This window comes from Phycicoccus sp. Root563 (genome assembly GCF_001427915.1).
In the GTDB taxonomy this organism is placed as follows: domain Bacteria; phylum Actinomycetota; class Actinomycetes; order Actinomycetales; family Dermatophilaceae; genus Pedococcus.
Genome location: NZ_LMGM01000001.1, coordinates 2,301,367 through 2,323,096, shown reverse-complemented (window position 1 = coordinate 2,323,096; position 21,730 = coordinate 2,301,367). Strand labels below are relative to the sequence as shown.

22 protein-coding genes are annotated in these 21,730 nt (G+C 72.3%); 14 read left to right on the top strand and 8 right to left on the bottom strand.

All coding sequences use genetic code 11. The features are described from left to right. Window positions 1-42: 42 nt before the first annotated feature. The 4 genes from ASD62_RS11045 to ASD62_RS11030 all read left to right on the top strand — a co-directional run bounded on the left by ASD62_RS11045 (window position 43) and on the right by ASD62_RS11030 (window position 3,831). On the top strand, window positions 43-522 hold the full coding sequence (locus ASD62_RS11045) for an ATP-binding protein (RefSeq protein ID WP_082553421.1): 480 nt from the start codon (window positions 43-45) through the stop codon (window positions 520-522). 93 nt (window positions 523-615) lie between these two features. Beyond that, window positions 616-1,518, top strand: a complete 903-nt coding sequence (locus ASD62_RS11040) for a DUF5926 family protein (protein ID WP_056916005.1) — start codon at window positions 616-618, stop codon at window positions 1,516-1,518. 12 nt (window positions 1,519-1,530) lie between these two features. Next, window positions 1,531-2,274: a glycosyltransferase gene (locus tag ASD62_RS11035; RefSeq protein ID WP_056916004.1), complete on the top strand. Its 744-nt coding sequence runs from the start codon at window positions 1,531-1,533 to the stop codon at window positions 2,272-2,274. A gap of 15 nt (window positions 2,275-2,289) precedes the next feature. After that, entirely contained in the window at window positions 2,290-3,831 is a 1,542-nt protein-coding gene (locus tag ASD62_RS11030) for a hypothetical protein (protein ID WP_056916003.1), read from the top strand. On the opposite strand, the gene ASD62_RS11025 is transcribed toward ASD62_RS11030, so the two are convergent. Next, entirely contained in the window at window positions 3,770-5,977 is a 2,208-nt protein-coding gene (locus tag ASD62_RS11025) for a hypothetical protein (protein ID WP_056916002.1), read from the bottom strand. The genes ASD62_RS11030 and ASD62_RS11025 overlap by 62 nt on opposite strands. A 41-nt stretch (window positions 5,978-6,018) precedes the next feature. On the opposite strand from ASD62_RS11025, the gene ASD62_RS11020 reads away from it, so the two are divergent. Beyond that, window positions 6,019-7,500, top strand: coding sequence for a glycosyltransferase 87 family protein (locus tag ASD62_RS11020; RefSeq protein ID WP_235529299.1), 1,482 nt, complete (start codon window positions 6,019-6,021; stop codon window positions 7,498-7,500). Further along, entirely contained in the window at window positions 7,497-8,456 is a 960-nt protein-coding gene (locus ASD62_RS11015; RefSeq protein ID WP_056916001.1) for a D-2-hydroxyacid dehydrogenase family protein, read from the top strand. The genes ASD62_RS11020 and ASD62_RS11015 overlap by 4 nt, the downstream gene beginning before the upstream one ends. Window positions 8,457-8,595: 139 nt before the next feature. Here the strand turns inward: ASD62_RS11015 and ASD62_RS11010 are convergent, their stop codons facing one another. Continuing rightward, window positions 8,596-9,216: a TMEM165/GDT1 family protein gene (locus ASD62_RS11010; RefSeq protein ID WP_056916000.1), complete on the bottom strand. Its 621-nt coding sequence runs from the start codon at window positions 9,214-9,216 to the stop codon at window positions 8,596-8,598. Window positions 9,217-9,258: 42 nt separating this feature from the next. On the opposite strand from ASD62_RS11010, the gene ASD62_RS11005 reads away from it, so the two are divergent. Continuing rightward, a complete protein-coding gene (locus ASD62_RS11005; RefSeq protein ID WP_056915999.1) occupies window positions 9,259-9,672 on the top strand; it encodes a DUF4446 family protein in 414 nt (137 codons plus the stop codon). Window positions 9,673-9,674: 2 nt separating this feature from the next. Then, window positions 9,675-10,625 (top strand): prephenate dehydratase, encoded by a 951-nt coding sequence (gene pheA / locus ASD62_RS11000; protein ID WP_056915998.1) that lies wholly within the window; start codon window positions 9,675-9,677, stop codon window positions 10,623-10,625. 124 nt (window positions 10,626-10,749) lie between these two features. Here pheA and zwf read toward each other — a convergent pair whose 3' ends face one another. Then, window positions 10,750-12,252: a glucose-6-phosphate dehydrogenase gene (gene zwf, locus ASD62_RS10995; protein ID WP_056915997.1), complete on the bottom strand. Its 1,503-nt coding sequence runs from the start codon at window positions 12,250-12,252 to the stop codon at window positions 10,750-10,752. A gap of 145 nt (window positions 12,253-12,397) precedes the next feature. Here zwf and efeU point away from each other — a divergent pair, with 145 nt between their 5' ends. The 3 genes from efeU to efeB are packed head-to-tail and all read left to right on the top strand — an operon-like array spanning window position 12,398 to window position 15,670. Further along, the gene (efeU, locus tag ASD62_RS10990) at window positions 12,398-13,255 is read left to right on the top strand and encodes an iron uptake transporter permease EfeU (RefSeq protein ID WP_056915996.1); all 858 of its coding nucleotides are present in this window, start codon (window positions 12,398-12,400) and stop codon (window positions 13,253-13,255) included. Window positions 13,256-13,274: 19 nt separating this feature from the next. Beyond that, on the top strand, window positions 13,275-14,408 hold the full coding sequence (gene efeO, locus ASD62_RS10985) for an iron uptake system protein EfeO (RefSeq protein ID WP_056915995.1): 1,134 nt from the start codon (window positions 13,275-13,277) through the stop codon (window positions 14,406-14,408). Beyond that, the gene (gene efeB / locus ASD62_RS10980) at window positions 14,405-15,670 is read left to right on the top strand and encodes an iron uptake transporter deferrochelatase/peroxidase subunit (protein WP_056915994.1); all 1,266 of its coding nucleotides are present in this window, start codon (window positions 14,405-14,407) and stop codon (window positions 15,668-15,670) included. The genes efeO and efeB overlap by 4 nt, the downstream gene beginning before the upstream one ends. On the opposite strand, the gene ASD62_RS10975 is transcribed toward efeB, so the two are convergent. The 4 genes from ASD62_RS10975 to ASD62_RS10960 are packed head-to-tail and all read right to left on the bottom strand — an operon-like array spanning window position 15,663 to window position 18,862. Then, window positions 15,663-16,352, bottom strand: coding sequence for a phosphatase PAP2 family protein (locus ASD62_RS10975; protein ID WP_056915993.1), 690 nt, complete (start codon window positions 16,350-16,352; stop codon window positions 15,663-15,665). The two genes, efeB and ASD62_RS10975, sit on opposite strands and share 8 nt — an antisense overlap. 55 nt (window positions 16,353-16,407) lie before the next feature. After that, the gene (locus tag ASD62_RS10970) at window positions 16,408-17,028 is read right to left on the bottom strand and encodes a phosphatase PAP2 family protein (protein ID WP_235530685.1); all 621 of its coding nucleotides are present in this window, start codon (window positions 17,026-17,028) and stop codon (window positions 16,408-16,410) included. 11 nt (window positions 17,029-17,039) lie between these two features. Continuing rightward, window positions 17,040-17,750 (bottom strand): phosphatase PAP2 family protein, encoded by a 711-nt coding sequence (locus ASD62_RS10965; RefSeq protein WP_235530684.1) that lies wholly within the window; start codon window positions 17,748-17,750, stop codon window positions 17,040-17,042. Then, window positions 17,750-18,862 carry a diacylglycerol kinase family protein gene (locus tag ASD62_RS10960; protein ID WP_056915991.1) on the bottom strand — a complete coding sequence of 371 codons (1,113 nt, stop codon included), beginning with the start codon at window positions 18,860-18,862 and terminating at the stop codon, window positions 17,750-17,752. Before ASD62_RS10960 ends, ASD62_RS10965 begins: the two co-directional genes overlap by 1 nt. Window positions 18,863-18,910: 48 nt before the next feature. On the opposite strand from ASD62_RS10960, the gene ASD62_RS10955 reads away from it, so the two are divergent. Continuing rightward, the gene (locus ASD62_RS10955) at window positions 18,911-19,468 is read left to right on the top strand and encodes a DinB family protein (RefSeq protein ID WP_056917322.1); all 558 of its coding nucleotides are present in this window, start codon (window positions 18,911-18,913) and stop codon (window positions 19,466-19,468) included. On the opposite strand, the gene ASD62_RS10950 is transcribed toward ASD62_RS10955, so the two are convergent. Beyond that, window positions 19,443-20,081 carry a LysE family translocator gene (locus tag ASD62_RS10950; protein ID WP_056915990.1) on the bottom strand — a complete coding sequence of 213 codons (639 nt, stop codon included), beginning with the start codon at window positions 20,079-20,081 and terminating at the stop codon, window positions 19,443-19,445. The two genes, ASD62_RS10955 and ASD62_RS10950, sit on opposite strands and share 26 nt — an antisense overlap. A 74-nt stretch (window positions 20,082-20,155) precedes the next feature. Between ASD62_RS10950 and serS the strand changes: the two genes are divergently transcribed. Then, window positions 20,156-21,421: a serine--tRNA ligase gene (gene serS, locus ASD62_RS10945; RefSeq protein ID WP_056915989.1), complete on the top strand. Its 1,266-nt coding sequence runs from the start codon at window positions 20,156-20,158 to the stop codon at window positions 21,419-21,421. Window positions 21,422-21,525: 104 nt separating this feature from the next. Further along, complete coding sequence (locus ASD62_RS10940; RefSeq protein WP_056915988.1) at window positions 21,526-21,726, top strand: hypothetical protein; 201 nt, start codon at window positions 21,526-21,528, stop codon at window positions 21,724-21,726. The last annotated feature ends 4 nt before the right edge of the window (window positions 21,727-21,730 follow it).

Genomic DNA, 21,730 nt, shown 5'->3' with positions numbered 1-21,730 from the left:
TCCGTCCCTAATCGCCCGCAAACGATGGGATCTGGGCACGGCATGAGCGCAGGACCCCACCCCGACCGCCCCGTGCGGTCCGTCCCGGCTGCTGCCCGCAAGAGCAGCGGCACGGACTCCTCGCGAACCGTCCGCGTCCCGTGGCGTGCGACGAGCGTCGCCCAGGTGCGCCGGACCCTCGTGGAGGACCTCGAGTCCCGCGATGTCGAGTCCGACGTCGTCGACGAGGCCGAGATCGTCATCTCCGAGCTCGTGTCCAACGCCGTGCGTCACGCCCGACCCCTCTCCGACGGCAACCTCCGGGTGCACTGGAAGGTCAAGTCCGGGGTCGTCGAGGTCGAGGTCACCGACGGCGGCGGCGACAGCACCCCCCGTCCTGCGCCGCGGACCATCTGGGCCCCCTCGGGCCGCGGCCTGCGGATCGTCCGCTCCCTCGCCCACGAGTGGGGTGTCACCGAGGACCGCGCCGGCTGCACCGTGTGGGCATCGGTCGGCGGCCCGTCCCGCCGCCGCAGCCGCTGACGCCACGTCGTCCGGCCGCTCCACCCCCGACCCCGGCGCCCACACCCCGCCGCCCCGGCCCCGCGGCTCGGAGCGCCCACTAGGGTTTGCGCCATGGGTAAGGCATCACGCCGCCGCAAGCACGGCGCAGACCAGGGTTCCACCGACGCGGCACGCACGAAGGTCGCCCCCGCACCGTTCGTCGCCCGCCCCTTCGAGGGCCTGCCGAACGAGACCGACTGGGTCGCGATGCGCGAGATCCTCCCGGCCGCCACCGCATCGGTGTCGTTCGCGAAGGGCAAGGCCCCCGAGGGTTCCCCCACCGACGTGACCGTGGCGACCGTGCTGCCGATGGCCTGGCCGGGCCTGCACCGCGCCGACGGCACCGTGTTCTTCGGCACCCAGTCCGGGTCGGTCTCCGGCGACGCCTCCCGCGACCTGGCCCTGTGCCTGCTCGCCGCGGCCGCCGCGGAGCAGGGCACCCCGATCACCAGCACGCCTGCCGCGACCGAGGAGAGCCCGCGCCTCCAGGACCTGCTCGACCCCGCGACGCCGTTCGAGGTCACGGTCCACGAGGGCTTCGACTTCTGGGTCGGCGACAGCGAGCTCGACGACGACGCCAGGTCGTCGCTGGAGCGCGCCAACGAGTCGGTCATCCCCACGGTCAAGATGGACGCCGCCGCCTCGGCCTACTGGTGCCGGATCGGCGAGCGGACCCACATCCGCCTCGTGCTTCCCGAGGACGAGGACACCGCGACCGACGCCCTGGCCCGGCTGCACGCCGCGGGCGAGAGCGGCCTGGGTGACCCGACCCGCCTCCTCGGCGCCTTCCGCGCCTGCGGCCTGCTCGTCCCGGTCTGGGACCTCGAGCCCGACAAGACCTCGGCCGACTACGAGGGTCCCCTGGGTGACTTCATGACGCGCTACGCCAAGGCCGTCGCCTCGACCGACTCCCTCACCGCGGAGGAGCGCCGGGCGAAGTCCGGGCTGCTCAGCCGCCAGGTCACCCTCCGCTGACGGCTCGCTGAGATGACGTCCCCGGGGAACGCGTCCGGCGTCGCGACGCACGTCGCGGCGATCCTGCCCGCCAAGGACGAGGCGGAGCGGATCGCGGCCACGGTCGCGGCCGTCCGCGCCATACCGGGGGTGGACCTCGTCGTCGTCGTCGACGACGGGAGCAGCGACGCCACGGCGGAGCTGGCCGCGGCAGCCGGTGCCGAGGTGGCCAGGCACGCGCGCAACCGCGGCAAGGCCGCCGCGATGACGACCGGCGCCGCGTACGTCGCCCGCCACGAGGGCATCGAGGGCGGCGACCACCCGCGGCCGCTGCTGTTCGTCGACGGTGACCTCGAGGGCTCGGCCGCGAACCTCGGCGTGCTCGTCCCGCCCGTCCTCGAGGGCCGCGCCGACATGACGATCGCCACCCTGCCGCCGCAGAAGACCGCGGGGGGCGGCCACGGGTTCGTTGTCCGGCTGGCGCGCAAGGGGATCGAGGACCTCACCGGATTCTCCGCGGTCCAACCCCTGTCGGGTATGCGGTGCATCTCCCGGGCCGCGTTCGACGCGGCCACCCCGCTCGCCCGGGGCTGGGGGGTCGAGGTCGGCCTGACCGTCGACGTCCTGCTCGCAGGGCTCCGGGTCGAGGAGGTCCCCTGCGAGCTGCACCACCGGGTCAGCGGCAGGGACTGGCGCGGTCAGCTGCACCGGGCCCGGCAGTACCGCGACGTGGCCCTGGCCCTGGCGCGTCGTCGGGCGCGACGCGGCCTGCGCTGAACCACACTGCACCTCATGGGGAACTCGGTGCGCGCGCGGGCGGGTGCTGCCGCTGTCGCCCTGTCCTTCGCCCTGCTGCTCCTCGTGGGGGTCGCCGGCCCCAATGCGGCCAAGCCCGGCCTCGGACCCCGCGGGTGGGCGCCGGGTGACCTCGCGTGGGCCCCGTCCCCGGCGCTGGTCACCGCCCTGCTGTGGGCGGCATACCTGCTCGGTGGTGGCGGGGTCGCGCTCCGGCTGGTGACCGCCGGCCGGACCGCCGCAGCGCGGGCGGCCACCCACGCCGGGGACCACGCCGGGGACCACGCCGGGACCCTCGCCGGGACCCTCGCCGGGGCCCTCGCCGCACAGGCAGCCGCCCGGTGGCCGGGCTGGCGCTGGCCCCTGCTGCTGGCCGTCGGTGCCCTGCTGACCGGCCCGTTCGGGTCGGCCGACCACACGAACTACGCCGCGTACGGGCGGATCGCGGCCCAGGGCGGCGACCCCTACCTCACCGCCCCGGACGCCTGGCCCGCCTCCGACCCCGTGACCAGCGCGGTCGAACCGCCGTGGAGGGGAACGGTGAGCATCTACGGCCCGTTCGCCACCGCGCTGCAGGCGCTCGCCTCGCTGGTCGGCGGGGCCAACCTGCGCCAGACGGTGTGGGTGTGGCAGCTGCTGGTCGTCGTCGCGTGGCTGCTCGTGCGCTGGCTGCTGCTGCGGGCCGGTGCGGCGCAGCAGCGCGTCGACACGCTGTGGACCTTCAACCCCCTCGTCTTCGGCATCGGCGTCCTCGGCGCCCACGTCGACCTGCTGGCGGCAGCGCTGGCGCTGGCTGCGATCGTGCTCGCAGCGCGGAACCCGTGGCTGGGTGGGCTGGTCGGCGGCCTCGCGGTCTCGACGAAGGTGACGTTCGGCATCGCGGGGGTGGCGCTGCTGGTCGCGTGGTGGGGCCACGAGCGGAGCGGGTTCGCCCGCAGGGTCGTCGCCCTCGTGGTGGGTGCGGTGGTCGTCGTCGTGCCGCTGCACCTGTGGGCCGGGCCGCACGTGTTCGACCAGCTCGACCGGGCCCGGCGGTCCATCTCGCTCGCGACGCCGTGGCGGCTGGTGTTCGAGTGGCTGGCCGGAGGGCCGATGGCCGCGAGCACCGCCCGCGACCTGGTGTCGGTGGGCTCCGTGGTCCTCGCCGTGGTCTTCGTCGTCCTGCTCGCGCGGCTGACCCGCGGCCTCGCGCCCGACACCGCCACCGGGACGGCCGCGCGCTGGGTCGTCGTCCTCAGCGCCGCCTACACGCTGGCCGCGCCCTACTCGCTCCCCTGGTACGACCTGTTGGCCTGGGTCGCCCTCCCCGTGCTGGCACCGGGTGTCGTCGACCTGCTGCTGCTCGGCCGGCTCACGGCGATGGCCGTCGCCTACGTCCCCGGACGCGTGGTCGGGATGACGCGGACCGTCCAGGACCTCACCCTCGGGGTCCGTCGACGAGTGGTGCCGTACGCCGTGCTGGCCGTGTGGGGGTGGCTCACCCTCGCCGCGACGCGCGCGTCTTCGCGAGCGAGCGCGCCTCGTCCTCCAGCACCCTGACGCTGACCGCGATGATCAGGGGGACGGCGATGATCGCGCCGTTGGCCGGGATGGCCACGCCCGAGTCGTTGATCGCGAACCCGATCGTGAGCATGACGAGCAGTGCGATCAGCCCCGGACGCAGGGTGGGGCACGCCTCGTACGACCGCTCCAGGGCCCGCGAGCCCCATGAGGTGGGCCGGGCGAGGATGTAGATGACGAAGACGAGCGCGATGGGGACCAGCAGCGCCAGGCGGTAGTTGCCGAACAGGATCGAGATGTTCTGCTCGAGCTTGCGGCTGACGATGTCCCACGCGCCACCGGTGAACAGGGTGTCGAAGAAGCGGCCGAGGTGGGACTGGTTCTCCACCGCACGCAGCGAGTCGATGAACCCCACGAGCAGGAACAGGCCGACGGTGACCCCGCCGATGAGGGCGCCGCGCCGCCACGTCATCCGGATGCCGAGGATCGCGAGGACGAGGTAGGCGAGGCCGGGCAGGAGGGCGGGTGGTCCGCCGCCGTCTGCACCCCACCCGGGGTAGCCGTCGACGACGACCGCGGCCAGGCCGATGACGAGGGTGGCGAGGGCGGCTCGTCGCTGCTCCCCGCGCTTGACGTAGTAGCTCGAGACCGCGATGCACAGCAGGAGCGCGGAGGTCGCGAAGAGCGCGAACGTCACGTTCCCCATGCCGTAGAACCGGCCGCCGACCACGGGCTGCAGGCCCATGAGCGAGGAGATCTGCAGGCGGCCACCGAGCATGACGTCGCCGCCCAGGACGAGCATCGTCGCCAGGGACACGACGGCCAGGGGGCCGGTCAGGCGCCGCCCCCACGGCCCGAGGAACGCGATCGCCGAGATGATCGCGACGAACAGCCCGACCGAGGCGACGATCGCCAGCAGCGGCACGGGGAAGCGCCACCACGGGATGAGGTTGGCGAGGAAGGTCGAGGCCGGCACGGTCGACGCGACGATGGCGACCCGCCGGGTGATCCGCAGCAGGCGCAGGCGCAGCGCGGTCGAGCCGAAGTCGCGGCGCCAGACGATGGCAGTGAGCAGGTAGATCGCGAGCTGCGTGTAGACGACCCCGTTGAAGAAGGTCGGCACCAGCGGGTGCACCTCGTGGCTCGCCTCGTCGAAGTCGACCAGCGCCCGCAGCCGGTCCCGCGCTGCCTCGGCGGAGTTCGCGCCGGCCGAGCCGCGGGTCAGGGTGGCCCCGCCGAGCGAGCCGGGCACCGGGACCGCGGCGGCGCTGAGCAGCGTCACGGTGAGGTCGGCCGACTGCACGAGGCCCGGCTGGCGGGTCGACTTCGAGGTGAGGGTGCCGGGTCCGTAGCTGGGGCCCTTGGCGGCGATGAGGCGTAGGCGCTCGCTCGACCCGGCGTCGGAGAGGCTGGCGACGATGACGTCCGACCCGCTCGGTGCCGCCTGCAGGACCTCGCCGATGCGGGTGTCGATGGCGCCGGCCTGCCGGGCGCGGTCGCCGGCCCCCTGCGGCGCGGCCTCACCCTTCGGCAGGTCCGAGGGGTCGCGCAGCGCGCCCACGTCGACGAGCGTCACCCGGCACGCGGACAGCAGCCCGGTGAGCTTCCCCGCGTCGTAGTCGGCGTAGCGCGGCACCGCGCCGGAGGAGTAGGCCGCGCCCACCCCGGCACCGGGCCCGACCGCCTGGACGCACTGCTTGTTGGAGGCGAGGGTCTCGCCGAGGGTGCCCAGCGTCGAGTCGAACTTCTTGTCGGTCGCCGACTTCACGTAGCCGTTCCAGCCGGGCACGACCCCGCTGTCGACGGTCGGCACGGGCGGGCACGGGTCGGTGGTGCTGCGGGCGCCGTTCTTGCCCGGCCCGTCGGCTGCGGCACGGTTGCCCGCCGAAAGGCTCAGCCAGCCGTCGATCGGGCAGGTGTTGGTGAACACCGAGCGCACCGAGATCGCTGCCGTCGAGCCGTCCCGCAGCAGCGACCACAGGGCGGGGGTGGACTTCTCGCTGACGTCGCTCCACGTGAGGCCGCCGGTGCCGACGAGGATGACGGGCTTCGCCGCGGGGAGCGGTGCCGCCGCCGAGAATGACGGGGCTGTGGTGCCGGCGGCGCTGCTGGTGGCGACGGGGACGAGCACGGCCGACACGGTGGCGAGCAGGCCGACGAGGCAGAGCAGGGCGCGGCGGGTCACCGGTACAGGCTACGGGTCGACACACGCGCAAGAATGGGGGCGTGACCACGACGACCCGCCCTGCGGCACCTCCCGGCAGCCGCGACGTGCGGTGGTGGTCGTCGTTGGCCCGTGCCGCCGGACGCCTCGGCTCCGCCGTCGCGGGCCCCGCGTCGCGCGCCGCCGCCCGGTATGCCGCGTGGTCGCCTGCCGTCCGCTGGTCAGTCGCCACCCTGGTGATCGCCCTGGCCGCCTCGATCCCGGTGCTGCGGTACCTCGTCTTCTGGCCGATGGACCAGTGGCAGGTCGACGTCGAGGTGTACCGCGAGGCCGGGGTGTCGATCCTCACCGGTCGGCCGGTCTACTCGGCGATGACCGAGGCGCCCCAGCTCCTGCCGTTCACCTACCCGCCGTTCGCGGCGATCATCGCGATCCCGTTGGCACTGCTGCCCTTCGGGGTGATCGGGTGGCTGTGGACCATCGCCCAGGTCGCGGCGACGACCGCCATCGTCTGGTACGCCGGGTGGCGCCTGATCCACCGCACCGGCTCCCTCGCCCCCCTCACCCTGGCGCTGCTCACGGCGCCGATGCTGTGGCTGCACCCGGTGTCCGACGGCCTGCGCTTCGGGCAGGTCAACGCGTTCATGGTCCTGGCGTGCCTGATGGACCTGCGCCGGCCGCGCCCGGGGGTGCTGCGCCGCATACCGCCGGGGGTCCTCGTCGGGCTCGCCATGTCGATCAAGCTCACCCCGGGCGTGTTCGTCGTGCACTACCTGGTCAACCGGCGCTGGAAGGAGGCCGCGACCGCGGTCGGCACCGCCGTCGCGGTGACCGTCGGGTCGTGGCTGCTGCTGCCCGAGGCGTCCTTCGCGTTCTGGGGAGGCGCACTGCAGGACCCGGCCCGGCTCGGCCCCAACGCCGGCACGTCCAACCAGAGCATCCGTGGGTTCCTCCTGCGGGTCGGGCCCGACGGCCTCGCCGGCAACGTCCTGTGGCTCGTCCTCGTCGCGGTCGTCGGGGTCATCGGCTACTCGCTGGCCCGCCGGGCGTACCGCGCGGGCGACTCGATCAGCGAGGTGGCCGCCGTCGGGCTGATGGCCGTGCTGCTCTCGCCCGTGGCCTGGATCCACCACCTGCACTGGATGGTCGTCGTCGTGTTCGCCGTCCTCGGTGCCGACCCGCTGCGCGACCGCCGACGGGTCTGGGCGGCGGCCGCGATCACCGGGTTCTTCCTCTGCCGGATGCCGTGGTGGGGGATCTCCTGGCTCAACCAGCGCAGCTGGCCGCAGTGGCCCGGCCGGATCCTGCAGAACGCCGACACGTTCGGGTCGCTGCTCGCCCTCGGCCTGCTCTGGTGGGCCCTGCACCTTCCGGCAGCAGCCCGTCGCTCCGACGCTGACGTGGGTGCCGGCGGGGCCTCTGAGGTGGGCACCGACGGCGCTGACGGCGCTGACGGTGCGGACCCGGGTCTCTACGGCGCCGACCTGGGCGCGGCCGGCGCCGGCTCACCGGCCAGCGACCGCTCGGCGGTGGACGCACGATGAGGGTCGCCGTGCTCGACGACTACCAGGCCGCCTTCGGCCAGCTGGAGGGAGCGCGCCGTCTCGCCGAGGCCGGCCACGAGGTCGTGACGTTCGCCGACTCGGTGTCGGGCCCGGCGTTGGCGGGACGGCTCAGCGGGTTCGACGCGGTCGTGCTGCTCCAGCAGCGCACGGCCCTGCCGCGTGAGGTCGTCGACCACCTCGACACCGTCCGCCTCGTCAGCCAGACCGGCCGCAACACCGGTCACCTCGACCTCGCCGCACTGGCCGAGCGGGGCATCACCGTGAGCGCCGGCGGTGCCGGGTCGGCGTCGACGACCGCCGAGCTGACCTGGGGCCTGATCCTCGCCTCGCTGCGCCACCTGCCCGCCGAGGTCGCCCGCCTCCGCGCCGGCCAGTGGCAGGGTTCGGTGGGCACCTCGGTCGCCGGGAAGACCCTCGGCATCTACGGTCTCGGACGGATCGGCAGCCAGGTCGCCGTCGTCGGCAGCGCCTTCGGGATGCGGGTGCTCTGCTGGGGTCGAACGGGTTCGCAGGAGCGCGCGCGGGAGGCCGGGTTCGAGGTGGCAGGGAGCCGCGAGGAGTTCTTCTCGTCGGCCGACGTCCTGTCGCTGCACCTGCCCCTCAACGACGACACCCGCGGCATCGTCACCGCTGAGGACCTCGCCCTGATGAAGCCGGGCGCCCTGCTGGTCAACACCTCGCGCGCCGGCCTGATGGAGCCGGGCGTCCTTGCTGCCGCCGTGTCCGCGGGACGCCCCGGCCGCGCCGCGGTGGACGTCTTCGAGGACGAACCCGTCCTCGACGCGTCCGACCCGCTGCTCGCCCTGCCCGCCGTGACGGCGACACCCCACCTCGGCTACGTCGAGTGGGACGTCCTCGACAGCCTCTACACCGCTGCCGTCGACCAGGTCCTCGCGTTCGCCGCCGGCGAACCGATCAACCTCGTCACCCCCTGACCCGGCGGGGTGGGAGTCGGACGGGAGTCGGCGCCCACGCTGCATACCCCTCAGCCACCCGGCCGAGGGGCGGCAGACTGCCGTCCCGCACGCGGCACCCTGCCACCGCTCGTGACAGGTATGGCGCCCAGCGCGGCGGTCAGCCGCCGAAGACGCCGGCGATCTCGAGGGCGGTGACGGCCGCGAGCAGGAGGCAGACGCCGCCTCCGACGCGACGGATCGTCGCGAGCTTCACCCGCGACAGCAGGACGCGACCGATGATCGTCGCCAGGCCGGAGATGGTGACCAGCGCGAGGAACGCACCCACGAACACCGAGATCGGGTCGTGGTAGCGCAGCACCAGGGTCGCCGTGAGGATCTGGGACAGGTCGCCCCACTCGGCGAGGAACAGCACCCCGAACGACACCCCGATGGCCTTGAGCCCGACCGCGGTGGCCGCGCCCTTGTGCGAGAACTCCTCCTCCGCCTCGGCCTCCTCCTCGTCGGCCTTGGACGCACCGCGCAGCAGCAGCACCCCGCCGATGAGGAACATCGCAGCAGCGAAGACCTCGACCGGGGTGCGTGGCAACCGGGCGAGCAGCCCACCCACCGAGACGGCCACGAGGGTCTGGACGAGGAACGCCAGCGACACCCCGATCCACACGAACAACGGCCGGAACCGGGTGGCCAGCACGAGGGTGGCGATGAAGGTCTTGTCGGGGAGCTCCACGAGGAAGATCGCGCCGAAGACGATGGCGGCGGTGACGAGGCTCAATTCCATATCGCGTCGACTGTATCGACGTCGCGCCAATACGCTTCCGGGGTGTCCGACTCCGCCCTGACCCTCGTCGCGCTGGTCGTCGCGGTGCTCGCCCTGGCCGTCGCCGCGCTCGCCGTCGCGCAGGCCGGTCGGGCCCGTGCCCAGGTCCGGGTCCTCGAGACCCAGCGACCCGTCGGTGCCGGCGACCTCGCGGCCCTGCGGGCCGACATCGCCCAGGCGCTGCGCCACGTGGCGGTGGTGCGCTACGACGCCTTCGGCGACATGGGCGGACGGCTGTCCTTCAGTGCGGCCGTGGTCGACGACCGCGGCGACGGCCTCGTCTTCTCCGCCATCCACGCACGCGGCGAGTCCCGCACCTACGCCAAGGGTGTCGTCGGTGGAGGCTCGGACGCGACCCTGACGCCCGAGGAGCAGCAGGCGCTCGCCGCTGCCCGCACCGGATCCCAGAAGGCCTGACGATGACCGAGACGACCGACGCCGGCTCCCGCACCTACGCCTACCTCGGGCCCGAGGGCACTTTCACCCAGATGGCCCTCGCCGCCTGGGCCCCGTCCGCAGGCGCGCAGCACCGCCCGTGCGGCTCGGTCGACGCAGCCCTCGCCCTCCTGCGGGCCGGGGAGGTCGACGGCGCGATGGTGCCGATCGAGAACTCCGTCGAGGGCGGTGTCAGCGCCACGCTCGACGCCCTCGCCAGCGGCGACCCGCTCGTGGTGGTCGCCGAGGTGCTCGTCCCCATCACCTTCGTGCTCGCCGCCCGCCCCGGTATGGCGCTCGCCGACGTCCGTGCGGTCGGCACCCACTCGCACGCCTGGGCGCAGGTCCGCGGCTGGATGGACGCGAACCTCCCCGACGCGACCTACGTCCCCACGCTGTCGACCGCCGCCGCGGCGGCAGGGCTGGCCGGGACCGCCGGCAAGCAGGCGGCATACCAGGCGGCGGTCTGCGCGCCCGTGGCGGCGAGCAACCACGGGTTGGAGGTCCTGGCCGAGGACATCGGTGACAACGCGGCGGCGGTGACGCGGTTCGTCCTCGTCGCGCGGCCGGGCGACCTCCCCGAACGCACCGGAGCCGACAAGACGACGCTGGTGCTGTTCCAGCGCGACGACCACGCCGGTGGCCTGCTCGAGCTGCTGGAGCAGTTCGCCGTGCGTGGGATCAACATGTCGCGCCTGGAGTCACGCCCCACGAAGGCGTCGATGGGCAGCTACTGCTTCTCCATCGACATCGAGGGCCACGTCCTCGACGAACGCGTCGGCGAGGCGCTGCTGGGGCTGAAGCGGGTCTGCGCGGAGGTGCGGTTCCTCGGCAGCTACCCGGCGGCCCACGGCACGGCGGTGCGCGTCACGCCGCACACGACCGACGAGGCGTTCGGCGAGGCCCGCACCTGGCTCCACTCCCTGCGCGCCTGAGCGCGCCACCCGGCCCCCACCCCATCTCGCAAAGCGGGTGTCCTTCGGGAAACCCAGCACAAATAAGTCCCGTGTTGCACAACGACACCCGCTTTGCGCGAGTAACCGCCAGCCGGGGGTGCGGTTACTTCTCGCGCCAGACGCGTTCGAAGGGCAGGCGCCAGGCGTGCGGGGCGATGAGCTGGTGGATGGCGTTCGGGCCCCAGGTGCCGGGCGGGTAGGACTTCACCTCGGGCGGGTTCTCCAGCAGCGGCGCGGACCGCTCCCACAGCGACTCGATGCCCTCGGCCGTCGTGAACAGGGTGTGGTCGCCGCGCATGGCGTCGAGGATGAGCCGCTCGTACGCCTCGAGGACGTCGCCGGCGCGCTCGGTCTCCTGGGTGGAGAACTGCATCGACAGCTTCTCCAGCCGCATGCCCGGCCCGGGGCGCTTGCCGTAGAACGACAGCGACACCTTGGACTCGTCGGCCAGGTCGAAGGTCAGGTGGTCGGGCCCGGCGTTCCCTACCCCGGAGTGCGCGGGGAACATCGACCGCGGCGCCTCCTTGAACGCGATCGAGATGATGCGCGCGCCCTCGGCCATCTTCTTGCCGGTGCGCAGGTAGAACGGGACGCCTGCCCAGCGCCAGTTGTCGAGGCCGCACTTGAGCGCGATGAAGGTCTCGGTGTCGGAGTCGCGCGGCACCCCGTCGAGGGCGGTGTACCCGGCGAACTGGCCGCGCACGACGTGCTGCGGCTCGATCGGCAGCAACGACCGGAAGACCTTGTTCTTCTCCTCGGAGATGGCCCGGGGCTCCAGCGCGGTGGGCGGCTCCATCGCCACGAACGCCATGACCTGGAACAGGTGCGTGACGACCATGTCCTTGTAGGCGCCGGTCGCCTCGTAGAAGTTGGCCCGCTGGTCCAGCCCGAGCGTCTCGGGGATGTCGATCTGGATGTGGTCGATGAAGTTGCGGTTCCAGATCGGCTCGAACAACCCGTTGGCGAAGCGGAAGGCGAGGATGTTCTGGGCCGCCTCCTTGCCGAGGAAGTGGTCGATCCGGAAGACCTGCCGCTCGTCGAACGTCTCGTGCACCTGGTCGTTGAGCGCGATCGCGCTGGCGAGGTCGGTGCCGAACGGCTTCTCCATGACCACCCGTGAGCGGTCCACCAGGTCGGCCTCGCGCAGCATCTTGATGACGGCGATCGCCGCCTTGGGCGGGACCGACAGGTAGTGCAGTCGCAGGGCGTTCGGGCCGAGCTGCTCCTCGGCGCTGGCCACGGCCGCGGCCAGCGGTTCGGGGCCGGCGGACTGCGGGACGTAGACGAGGTGGTCGTCGAAGGCGTCCCACTGCTCGGGCGTGAGCCGGTGGCTGCCGAACTCCTCGACCGCCGTCCGCGCGAACTCGCGGAACTCCTCGTCGCTCATCTCCTCCAGCGACGTCCCGACCACCCGGATCGCCGGGGCGAGCTCGGAGGCGGCGAGGTGGGCCAGACCGGGGAGCAGCTTGCGGCGGGCCAGGTCTCCCGTCGCCCCGAACAGGACGACCACGTGCGGGTCGGCCCGCTCCAGCGCTCCTCGCGAGGCCCGCGCGTCGGAGGCCGGGTAGGAGATCGTCTGCGCACTGGACGGCGTGGGGTCGGACACGTGCCGATACTCCCACCGCCACCGGCGCCGTGCACCCGGGTTCGGAGCGCGGGCCGGGGGGCGGGGACCGACTTGACGTCAGGCCTTAGGGAAGGCTTACCTTAGTCCTAATACGCAACGTCCCCATGCCGGAAATCAGGTCACCGTGCTCGTCAGCAACGCGCTCATCGGACTCAGGGAGGGCCTCGAGGCCGCCCTCGTCGTCGTCATCCTCGTCGCGTTCCTCGTGAAGACCGACCGGCGGTGGGCCCTGCGGCACGTGTGGACCGGCGTCGCGGTGGCGGTCGCCCTCTCGGTCGGCATCGGGGCGCTGCTCACGTATGGCACGCGCCAGCTCTCGTTCGAGGCGCAGGAGCTGATCGGGGGGACCGCGTCGGTCGTCGCCGTCGCCTTCGTCACCGCGATGGTCTTCTGGATGCGCACTGCTGCCCGCACCATCTCGGGCGAGCTCAAGGGACGCCTCGACCAGGCCCTGTCGGTCGGTGGCTGGGCTGTCGCGCTCGTCGGCTTCCTCGGTGTCGGACGCGAGGGCCTCGAGACCGCCCTGTTCTTCTACGCCAGCGTGCAGACCGCCGGGGCCGGGACGACGCAGCCGCTCGTCGGGTTCGTCATCGGCCTCGCCGTGGCGGTCGTCCTCGGCGTCCTCATCTACCGCGGAGCCGTGCGGATCAACCTGTCGAGGTTCTTCCGGTGGACCGGGATCGCGCTCGTCGTGGTCGCCGCCGGCATCCTGTCCTACGGTCTGCACGACCTGCAGGAGGCAGCCCTCCTGCCCGGCCTGAACAGCCTCGCGTTCGACGTGAGCGGGGCCGTGCCACCCGACTCCTGGTACGGGGTGCTCCTCAAGGGCACGGTCAACTTCACGCCGAACACGACGTGGCTGCAGGCGGTCGCGTGGACCCTCTACACCGCCACGGTCCTCACCCTCTTCCTGCGCCCGCAACGCAGCGCTGCCGCCGCATCCTCCTCGCAGGCAGTCACCCCTGCCGCGACCGCACACTGACCCCAGGAGCACCCGCACCATGCGCACCCCCACCCTCACCGTCGCCCTCACGGCGCTCGTCCTGGCCGCGACGGCCGCCTGCAGCTCGGAACCGACGGAGGGGAACGCCGCCGTCGTCGGTGGCCCGATCACCGTCGAGGCGACCGACACGTCCTGCACGGTGGCGCGCACGAGGGCGGCCGCCGGCACCATCGAGTTCACCGTGCGCAACACCGGCTCCAAGGTCAACGAGTTCTACGTCTACGGCGAGGGCGACCAGATCCTCGGCGAGGTCGAGAACCTCACGCCGGGCCTGACCCGCAGCTTCCACGTCGAGGTCGCCACCCCCGGCACCTACCAGACCGCCTGCAAGCCCGGGATGAAGGGCGACGGGATCCGCGGCGACTTCACGGTCACCGGCGCGACCTCGAGCCAGGCGCCCGACGCCGCCATGGCCACTGCCGTCGCCGACTACCAGGAGTTCGTGTCGGCCCAGGCCGACGCGCTGCTGGCACGCACCACCGAGTTCGTCGGCCTGGTGAAGGCGGGGAAGGTGGCCGACGCCAGGAAGTCCTACCCGCTGGCCCGCGGTCCGTGGGAGCGGATCGAGCCCGTGGCCGAGTCGTTCGGCGACCTCGACCCGAAGATCGACGGGCGTGAGGACGTCGTCGAGGAGGGCATGCAGTTCACCGGGTTCCACCGTCTCGAGAAGGACCTGTGGGCGAGCGGCCTGCAGCCCGACACCTCGGTGGTGGCCGACCAGCTGCTCGTCGACGTGAAGGAGATCGTCGCGAAGGCCAAGGCCGTGACCCTCAACCCCCTCCAGCTGGCCAACGGCTCCAAGGCCCTGCTCGACGAGGTCGCGACCGGCAAGATCACCGGCGAGGAGGACCGTTACAGCCACACCGACCTCTACGACTTCGACGAGAACGTCAAGGGATCCAAGGCTGCGATCGACGCGTTGCGTCCGGTCCTCAAGGCTCGTGACGCCACGCTCCTCGCGACGATCGACAGCCGCTTCGCCGCCCTCGACACGGCTCTGGACGCCCACCGCACCGACACCGGGTTCGAGTCGTACACCGCCCTGAGCCCGGCCGAGGTCAAGGCGCTCGCCGTGGCGCTGGACGCCGTGAGCGAGCCGATCTCCAAGGTCGCCGCCGTGGTCGCGAAGTGACCGACCTGACCCGACGCAGCTTGCTCGGCGTGGGTGCCGGGGCAGCAGCGCTGGGGGCCGTCGCCGGCGTCGGTGGCGCGTATGCCGCGCAGCGAACGGACGGGTCGGGTCCCGCGACTCCTTCGGTGGACGACCAGGTGGTCGCCTTCCGCGGGGAGCACCAGGCCGGTATCACCACCCCGGCGCAGGACCGCATGCACTTCGTCGCCCTCGACGTGACGACGACCGACCGCGACGAGCTGCGCGACCTGCTGAAGACGTGGACGCGGGCCGCCGAACGCATGACCGCCGGCGCCGAGGCGGCTCCGGGCGGGGTGGTAGGCGGGGGGCCGTACGGCGTGCCCGAGGACACCGGCGAGGCCTACGACCTCGAGGCGGCGGACCTCACCATCACCATCGGGTACGGGCCGTCCCTGTTCGACGGACGCTTCGGGCTGGCGGACCGGCGACCGGAGGGCCTGCGCGAGCTGCCGGCCTTCGTCGGCGACGACCTGGACCCCGCACGCAGTGGTGGCGACCTGTGCATCCAGGCCTGTGCGAACGACCCGCAGGTGGCCGTGCACGCGGTGCGCAACCTCGTGCGCCTCGGGTTCGGGGTGGTGTCGGTGCGCTGGAGCCAGCTCGGGTTCGGCCGGACCTCGTCGACCTCACGCAGCCAGACGACCCCGCGGAACCTGTTCGGGTTCAAGGACGGGACGAACAACGTGAAGTCCGAGGACGGCGCGGCCCTCGACGACCACGTCTGGGTGCAGCCCGAGGACGTGCCGGGCGCCACCTCCTGGCTGGCCGGCGGCTCCTACCTCGTCGCCCGCCGGATCCGGATGCACGTCGAGGTCTGGGACCGGACGACCTTGCAGGAGCAGGAGCAGGTCGTCGGCCGCACCAAGGGCGAGGGTGCGCCGCTCGGCCAGAAGGCCGAGTTCGACACCCTCGACCTGACCACGCCGGGTGCCGACGGCCAGCCGGCCATCCCGGCCGACGCGCACGTCGCGCTCGCGCACGAGAGCCGGCTCGGCGGCATACGGATCCTGCGGCGGGGGTACAACTTCACGGACGGGTCGGACGGGCTCGGGCACCTGGACGCAGGGCTGTTCTTCGTCGCCTTCATGAGGGACGCGCACAGGCAGTTCGTGCCGATGCAGAAGGCGTTGGCCGCCAAGGACAGGCTCAACGAGTACATCGAGCACACCGGGTCGGCGGTCTTCGCGTGCCCGCCCGGGCTGACCGCCGACGAGCACTGGGGCCAGCGGCTGTTCAGCTGACGGCGGCCCTTGCGCGGTCGGTGACCTTGCGGCGGCTGGTGAACCGCCACCAGCCCCACGCCAGCAGCGCGCAGGCGATCCCGTTGAGCATCCCGACGGAGACGTCCGTGACGTGGTGCATGCCGCGGTAGAGGCGGGCGAAGGTCACGAGCAGCGGGAGGGCCAGGCAGACCACCGTCGTGAGGACCCGCAGCCACGTGCGCTCGATGCGCGCGGCGAGGAGGGCGAGCGAGAGGTACAGGGCGGTCGAGGCACCGACGTGGCCGCTGGGGTAGCTCGACGTCGGAGGCGCCGGGTCGAGGTGGGGGACGGTGGGCCGCGGGCGTCCGACCACGAGGGTGGCCAGGACGAAGATGGTCGCCTGCAGCGAGATCGCGATGACGGGGACGATGCTGAACAACCAGTCGCGCGTGCGCCACAGCAGGATCAGGCTGATGAGGATGCACACCGCGATGACGTACTCGGTGTTGCCGACGTGCGACCAGAGCATCGTGATCTGGTTCCACGTGGGCGTGCGGTCCGAGGCCAGCGTCTTGTTGACCGACTCCTCGTCCTTGGACAGCCCGGTGAGTGGGCCGGTGATGAGCAGGCCGAAGCCCACGATCGCCCCCCACACGACGACGCCGGGCGCGATGGCCCGGACGAGGAGGTCGGTGAGGTTTTCCTTGTGAACGCTGGCCATGAGGCGAAGGTAGTGGCCCCGGTGCAGATCTGCGCGGGTCGTTCTCAGGGTCCGTTCAGGTGGCGAGCGCGGCCTTGGCCCGCCCGGTGGCGGTCTGCGTGCGGGTGGCCTTCCACCAGTGGAACGCCAGCAGGGCGCACGCGATGCCGTTGAGCATCGCGACGACGACGTCGGAGATGTGGTGGGCACCGCGGTAGAGCCGGGCCAGGCCGACCAGGACCGGCAGGACGGCGCAGACGCCGATCACCAGCCGGCGCAGGCCGGCGCGCTCGATCCGGGTGGCCGCCATGAGCAGCAACGAGACGTAGAGCGCCGTCGAGGCCCCGGTGTGCCCGCTCGGGAAGCTGGAGGTCGGCGGTGAGGCGTCCATCGGGATGGCCGGGGGCCGCTGGCGCCCGACGGCCATGGTCGCGAACAGGAAGATCAGGGCCTGCAGGGAGATCGCCACCAGCGGGACGACCGACCAGCGCAGGTCACGCGTGCGCCAGTACAGGATCCCCACGGCGACCAGGCAGATCGCGATGACGTACTCGGTGTTCCCCACGTGCGAGAACACCGCGCTCACCGGGTCGAGCGCATCGTTGCGGAACCGGTTGAAGTCCGCGGAGATGCGGTCCTCCTTGTGGTCGATCACCGCCAGCGGCCCGGTGACGAGCAGCCCGAGGGCGACCACCACCGCGAAGACGCCTACGCCGGGGACGACGGTCCGGGTGAGGAGGTCGCGGCCTTCTTGCCAATGAATCCGAGCCATGAGGAGAACGTAGTGCCCACGCCGAGGATCCACCCCGCGAGCACGTCCGACGCGAAGTGCACACCGAGGAAGATCCGGTCCAGGCCGACGAGCACCACCACGACGACGGCCACCGTGGTGGCCACGCGGCGCCCGGCGTGCGACAGCAGCGGCCACAGCAGGAACACCATCGCCGTGGCGATGATCGCGGCGTTGGACGCGTGACCCGACGGGAACGAGTACCCCGGGGCGTGCGAGATCGGGTCGTCGACGACCGGTCGGGCCCGCTGCACCAGGAGCTTGGCGTCCAGGGCGAGGTTCCAGCCGATCATCATGGTGACGAAGGCCCACAGTGCGCGGTTGCGCAGCTTCTTGACCAACCACGCATAAAGGCAGACGAGCGTCGCCGCGATGTAGAGCACCCACGGCTGGCTGATCGCCTGGAGCGCGATGAGCGCGTCCGCCGCCCCGATCGACCGCGTGATGTCGGTGGCCCGGTCGGCCACGGCCTCGTCGAAGCGGATGAGCGGGTCGAACTGCTGGCGCACGGCGAACCCGATGAGCACGAACGGCACCGCGAACAGCACCATCGCGATGACCCCGCGACCGAGCCGGGCCAGTCGGGTCCGGCCGCCGGAGCGCGACGGCGCCTGTGCGTGGCCCGCCATCAGTCGGGGGAGCCCACGCGGACGACGAGGGCGCCGGGGACGATCTCTGCGTTGACGGCGCGGGCCTTGCCGAGGACATCACCGTCGATCTGGACCTCCTGCGGGCGGTCGGCGCGGATGCGGATCGTGTCGTGGGTGTAGTGGTCGACGCGACTGTGGCCCTTGCGCTTCTTGGAGGCGAGGCGCGCGGCGACGGCGGCCCAGCCGACGACACCCTGCGGGGACAGCACCACGGTGTCGAGCTTGCCGTCGTCGAGCTCGGCCTCCGGCATCAGCACCAGCCCACCGAGGAGCTTGCCGCAGTTGCCGATGATGACCGTGCGCGCGCGACGGGTGAACTCCTCCTGGTCGTCGATCTTCATGCGGACCTTGAACTGCGGGCCGCGCAGGTTGCGGGCACCCGAGACGACGTAGGCAGCCGGACCGACCTTGGCCTTGAGCCCCTCGGGGGCGTCGGCCATGATCGCCGCGTCGAAGCCGAGCCCGGCCATGACGAGGAAGACGTGCTGGGCGGGCCGCTCGTGCTCGCCGGACTGGTCGATGGTGAGGCGGCCGACGTCGACGCGCTTGTTCTGTCCGGTGAGGGCGACCCGCAGCGCGTCGCCGAGGTCGTCGACAGGCAGGTCGAGGTTGCGGGCCAACAGGTTGCCGGTGCCCCCGGGCAGCAGCCCCATCGGGGTGTCGGTGCCCACGAGCACCTCGGCGACCGCTCGGACCGTGCCGTCTCCACCGAGCGGGCAGATGAGGTCGACCTGGCGCTCGAGCGCCTCGCGGGTCTGGCCCTGGCCGGTGTCCTCGGCCGTGGTCTCGATGAACAACGGCTCGGTCCAGCCGAGGGCCTGCGACTCCTCGGTGATCTGCTTCTTCACCGCCGGCAGGTCGTCGAACTTGGTGGGGTTGATGATGATCGCTGCGCGACGCGTGGGTGTCTCGGACACGGTGCCCTCCGGGCGGAACTCGTTGCGGTGCGGGCGGCGCCCCCACCGGCGTCCTCGGTGGGCACCTCCGGAGCTGTTGACCCGCATCCCTGCCCAGCCGGCGATGCCGAGGGCGAGGAGGATGACGAGGACGATCGCCGCGAAGGCGATCCAGCCGGAGTGTTCGTGGAGCACGGGGCGACGCTACCGGCTCCCGTGGGCGTTCGCGTCTACGGTGTCGTCATGGGAGCAGCGGACGACGCGGTCGAGCCGGACACCAAGGACTGGACCTGGACGCTGGAGCGCGCCTGCCCCGAGTGCGGGTTCGAGGCGGCCGCCGTCGCGGCCGAGTCCGTCGCCGGGCTGACGGTCGAGCTCACGATGCCGTGGCAGCAGGTGCTTGCCCGCGACGACGTCGCGAACCGTCCGGGCCCCGGGGTCTGGTCGCCGCTGGAGTACGCCTGCCACGTCCGTGACGTGTGCCGGGTGTTCGGCGGACGGGTCCGGCTCATGCTCGACGAGGACGAGCCGACGTTCCCCAACTGGGACCAGGACGAGACCGCCCTGGAGGAGGGGTACGGCGCGCAGGACCCGCTGCTCGTCGGGCGCCAGCTGGCCGAGGCCGCGGACGCGGTGGCGGCCTCGTTCGCCGGCGTCGAGGGCGACCAGTGGGCACGACGCGGACTGCGCAGCAACGGGTCCGCGTTCACGGTGGAGTCGCTGGGTCGCTACTTCCTGCACGACCTCGCCCACCACCTCGTGGACGTGGGGGCGGTCAGGCCCTGGTCGGGTGACCGGTGAGGGCGGCCGCCCCACCCATGACGAGGAAGATCGACCCGGAGACGTACTTCTGCCGCTCGACGGCCCGCGGGTGCCGGCCGAGCCACCGGCCGATGGAGCCGGCACTCAGGGCGTAGACGCTGTCGAACACGGCGCCGATGACGACGAAGACCGCCCCCAGCACGAGGACCTGCGACCAGATCGGCCCGGCCTCGCGGTGCAGGAACTGCGGGAAGAACGCGACGAAGAAGACCGCAGTCTTCGGGTTGGAGATGCCGACGAGGAACGCGTCGCCGAACGCGCGGCCGGTGTTCGTGACCGGTGCCCGGTCGAGGGCGAAGTGCCCCTTGCTGCGGAACTCCCGGACCGCCAGCCAGACGAGGTATGCCGCGCCGGCGTACTTCACGACGGAGAAGGCGAGCACCGACGAGCTGATGACCGCGGACAGCCCGAACGCCGTCGCGACCACCATCACCGCGGTCGCCGTCTCGATGCCGGCCATCGACGCGACGGCCAGCCGACGGCTGCCGTGGCCGATGCCGCGCGAGATGAGGAACAGCATCGCCGGCCCCGGCAGGAGGATCAGCGCGGTGGCGGCGACGGCGAAGGCACCCAGGGTGGCGGCGGACGGCATACGGGAAGGATGGGCGGGGAGGACGTCGGGAGGCAACGGAAAATCGGATGGCGGACGCTCGGTAGGCTGACGCCGTGATCGACATCAAGCTCCTGCGCGAGGACCCGGACCGCGTCCGCACCTCGCAGCGCGCCCGTGGTGAGGACGAGGGGATCGTCGACGCGATCCTCGCTGCCGAGCAGACGCACCGCTCCTCCCTGACGGAGTTCGAGCAGCTGCGCGCCCAGCAGAAGTCCCTCGGCAAGCAGGTGGCGCAGGCGCAGGGTGACGAGAAGCAGGCGCTGCTCGCGCAGACCAAGGAGATCTCGGCGCGGGTCAAGCAGCTGCAGGCCGACGCCGACACTGCTCAGGCCACCCTCGGCGACCTCATCCGCCAGATCGGCAACATCGTCGAGGACGGCGTGCCCGTCGGCGGCGAGGACGACTACACGCTGCTCGAGACCGTCGGCGAGATCCCGGAGTTCGACTTCGAGCCCAGGGACCACCTCGCCCTCGGTGAGTCGCTCGCGGCCATCGACATGGAGCGCGGCGCCAAGGTCGGCGGCTCGCGGTTCTACTTCCTCACCGGTGTCGGTGCTCGGCTCGAGCTGGCGCTGCTCAACATGGGCATCGCGCAGGCCGTCGAGCACGGGTTCACCCCGATGATCACGCCGACCCTGGTCAAGGCCGACGTGATGGCCGGGGCCGGGTTCATCGACAAGCACGGCGACGAGGTCTACCGCCTCGAGGCGGACGACCTCTACCTCACCGGCACCTCCGAGGTGGCGCTCGCCGGCTACCACGCGGACGAGATCCTCGACCTGTCCGCGGGCCCGAAGCGGTATGCCGGCTGGTCGGCCTGCTACCGCCGCGAGGCCGGGTCGCACGGCAAGGACACGCGGGGCATCATCCGCGTGCACCAGTTCCACAAGGTCGAGATGTTCACCTACTGCCGCGTCGAGGACGCCGCAGCCGAGCACCAGCGGCTGCTCGGCTGGGAGAAGGAGATGCTCGCCAAGATCGAGGTGCCCTACCGCATCATCGACACGGCGGCCGGCGACCTCGGTGGCCCGGCGGCGCGCAAGTTCGACTGCGAGGCGTGGGTCCCCACCCAGGGCCGCTACCGCGAGCTCACCTCCACCTCGAACTGCACGACCTACCAGGCCCGACGGCTCAACACGCGTGAGCGTGACCCCAACGGCCAGGGCACCCGCGCCGTCGCCACGCTCAACGGCACGCTCGCCACCACCCGCTGGATGGTCGCCATCCTCGAGAACCACCAGCAGGCCGACGGCTCGGTGGTCGTGCCCAAGGCGCTCCAGCCGTTCCTCGGCCTCGAGGTGCTGCGTCCCGTCGCGTGAGGGCGGCTGCACTCCCGAAGGGCCGATGGTCTTACGACCATCGGCGTGGAATGGGGCCCGGGTGGGCCATGGATTCCGCGGCGCGACGGGTCGAACCTGAGGGGATGGGCACACCGCTCGACGACCGGGACCTCGCTGCCGAGATCGCTCTTCTCGGTGAGGTCATGGCTGCGGTCGCAGCGGCGGCGGACGAGCTCAGCGACTCCGAGGTCGACGACGTCCTGGGTGTGTCGCCGGCCGCTGGGACCGGCGCGGACGAGCCCGTGGGGGGCCGGCAACCGGCCCAGGACCAGCTCAACCGGTAGCCCA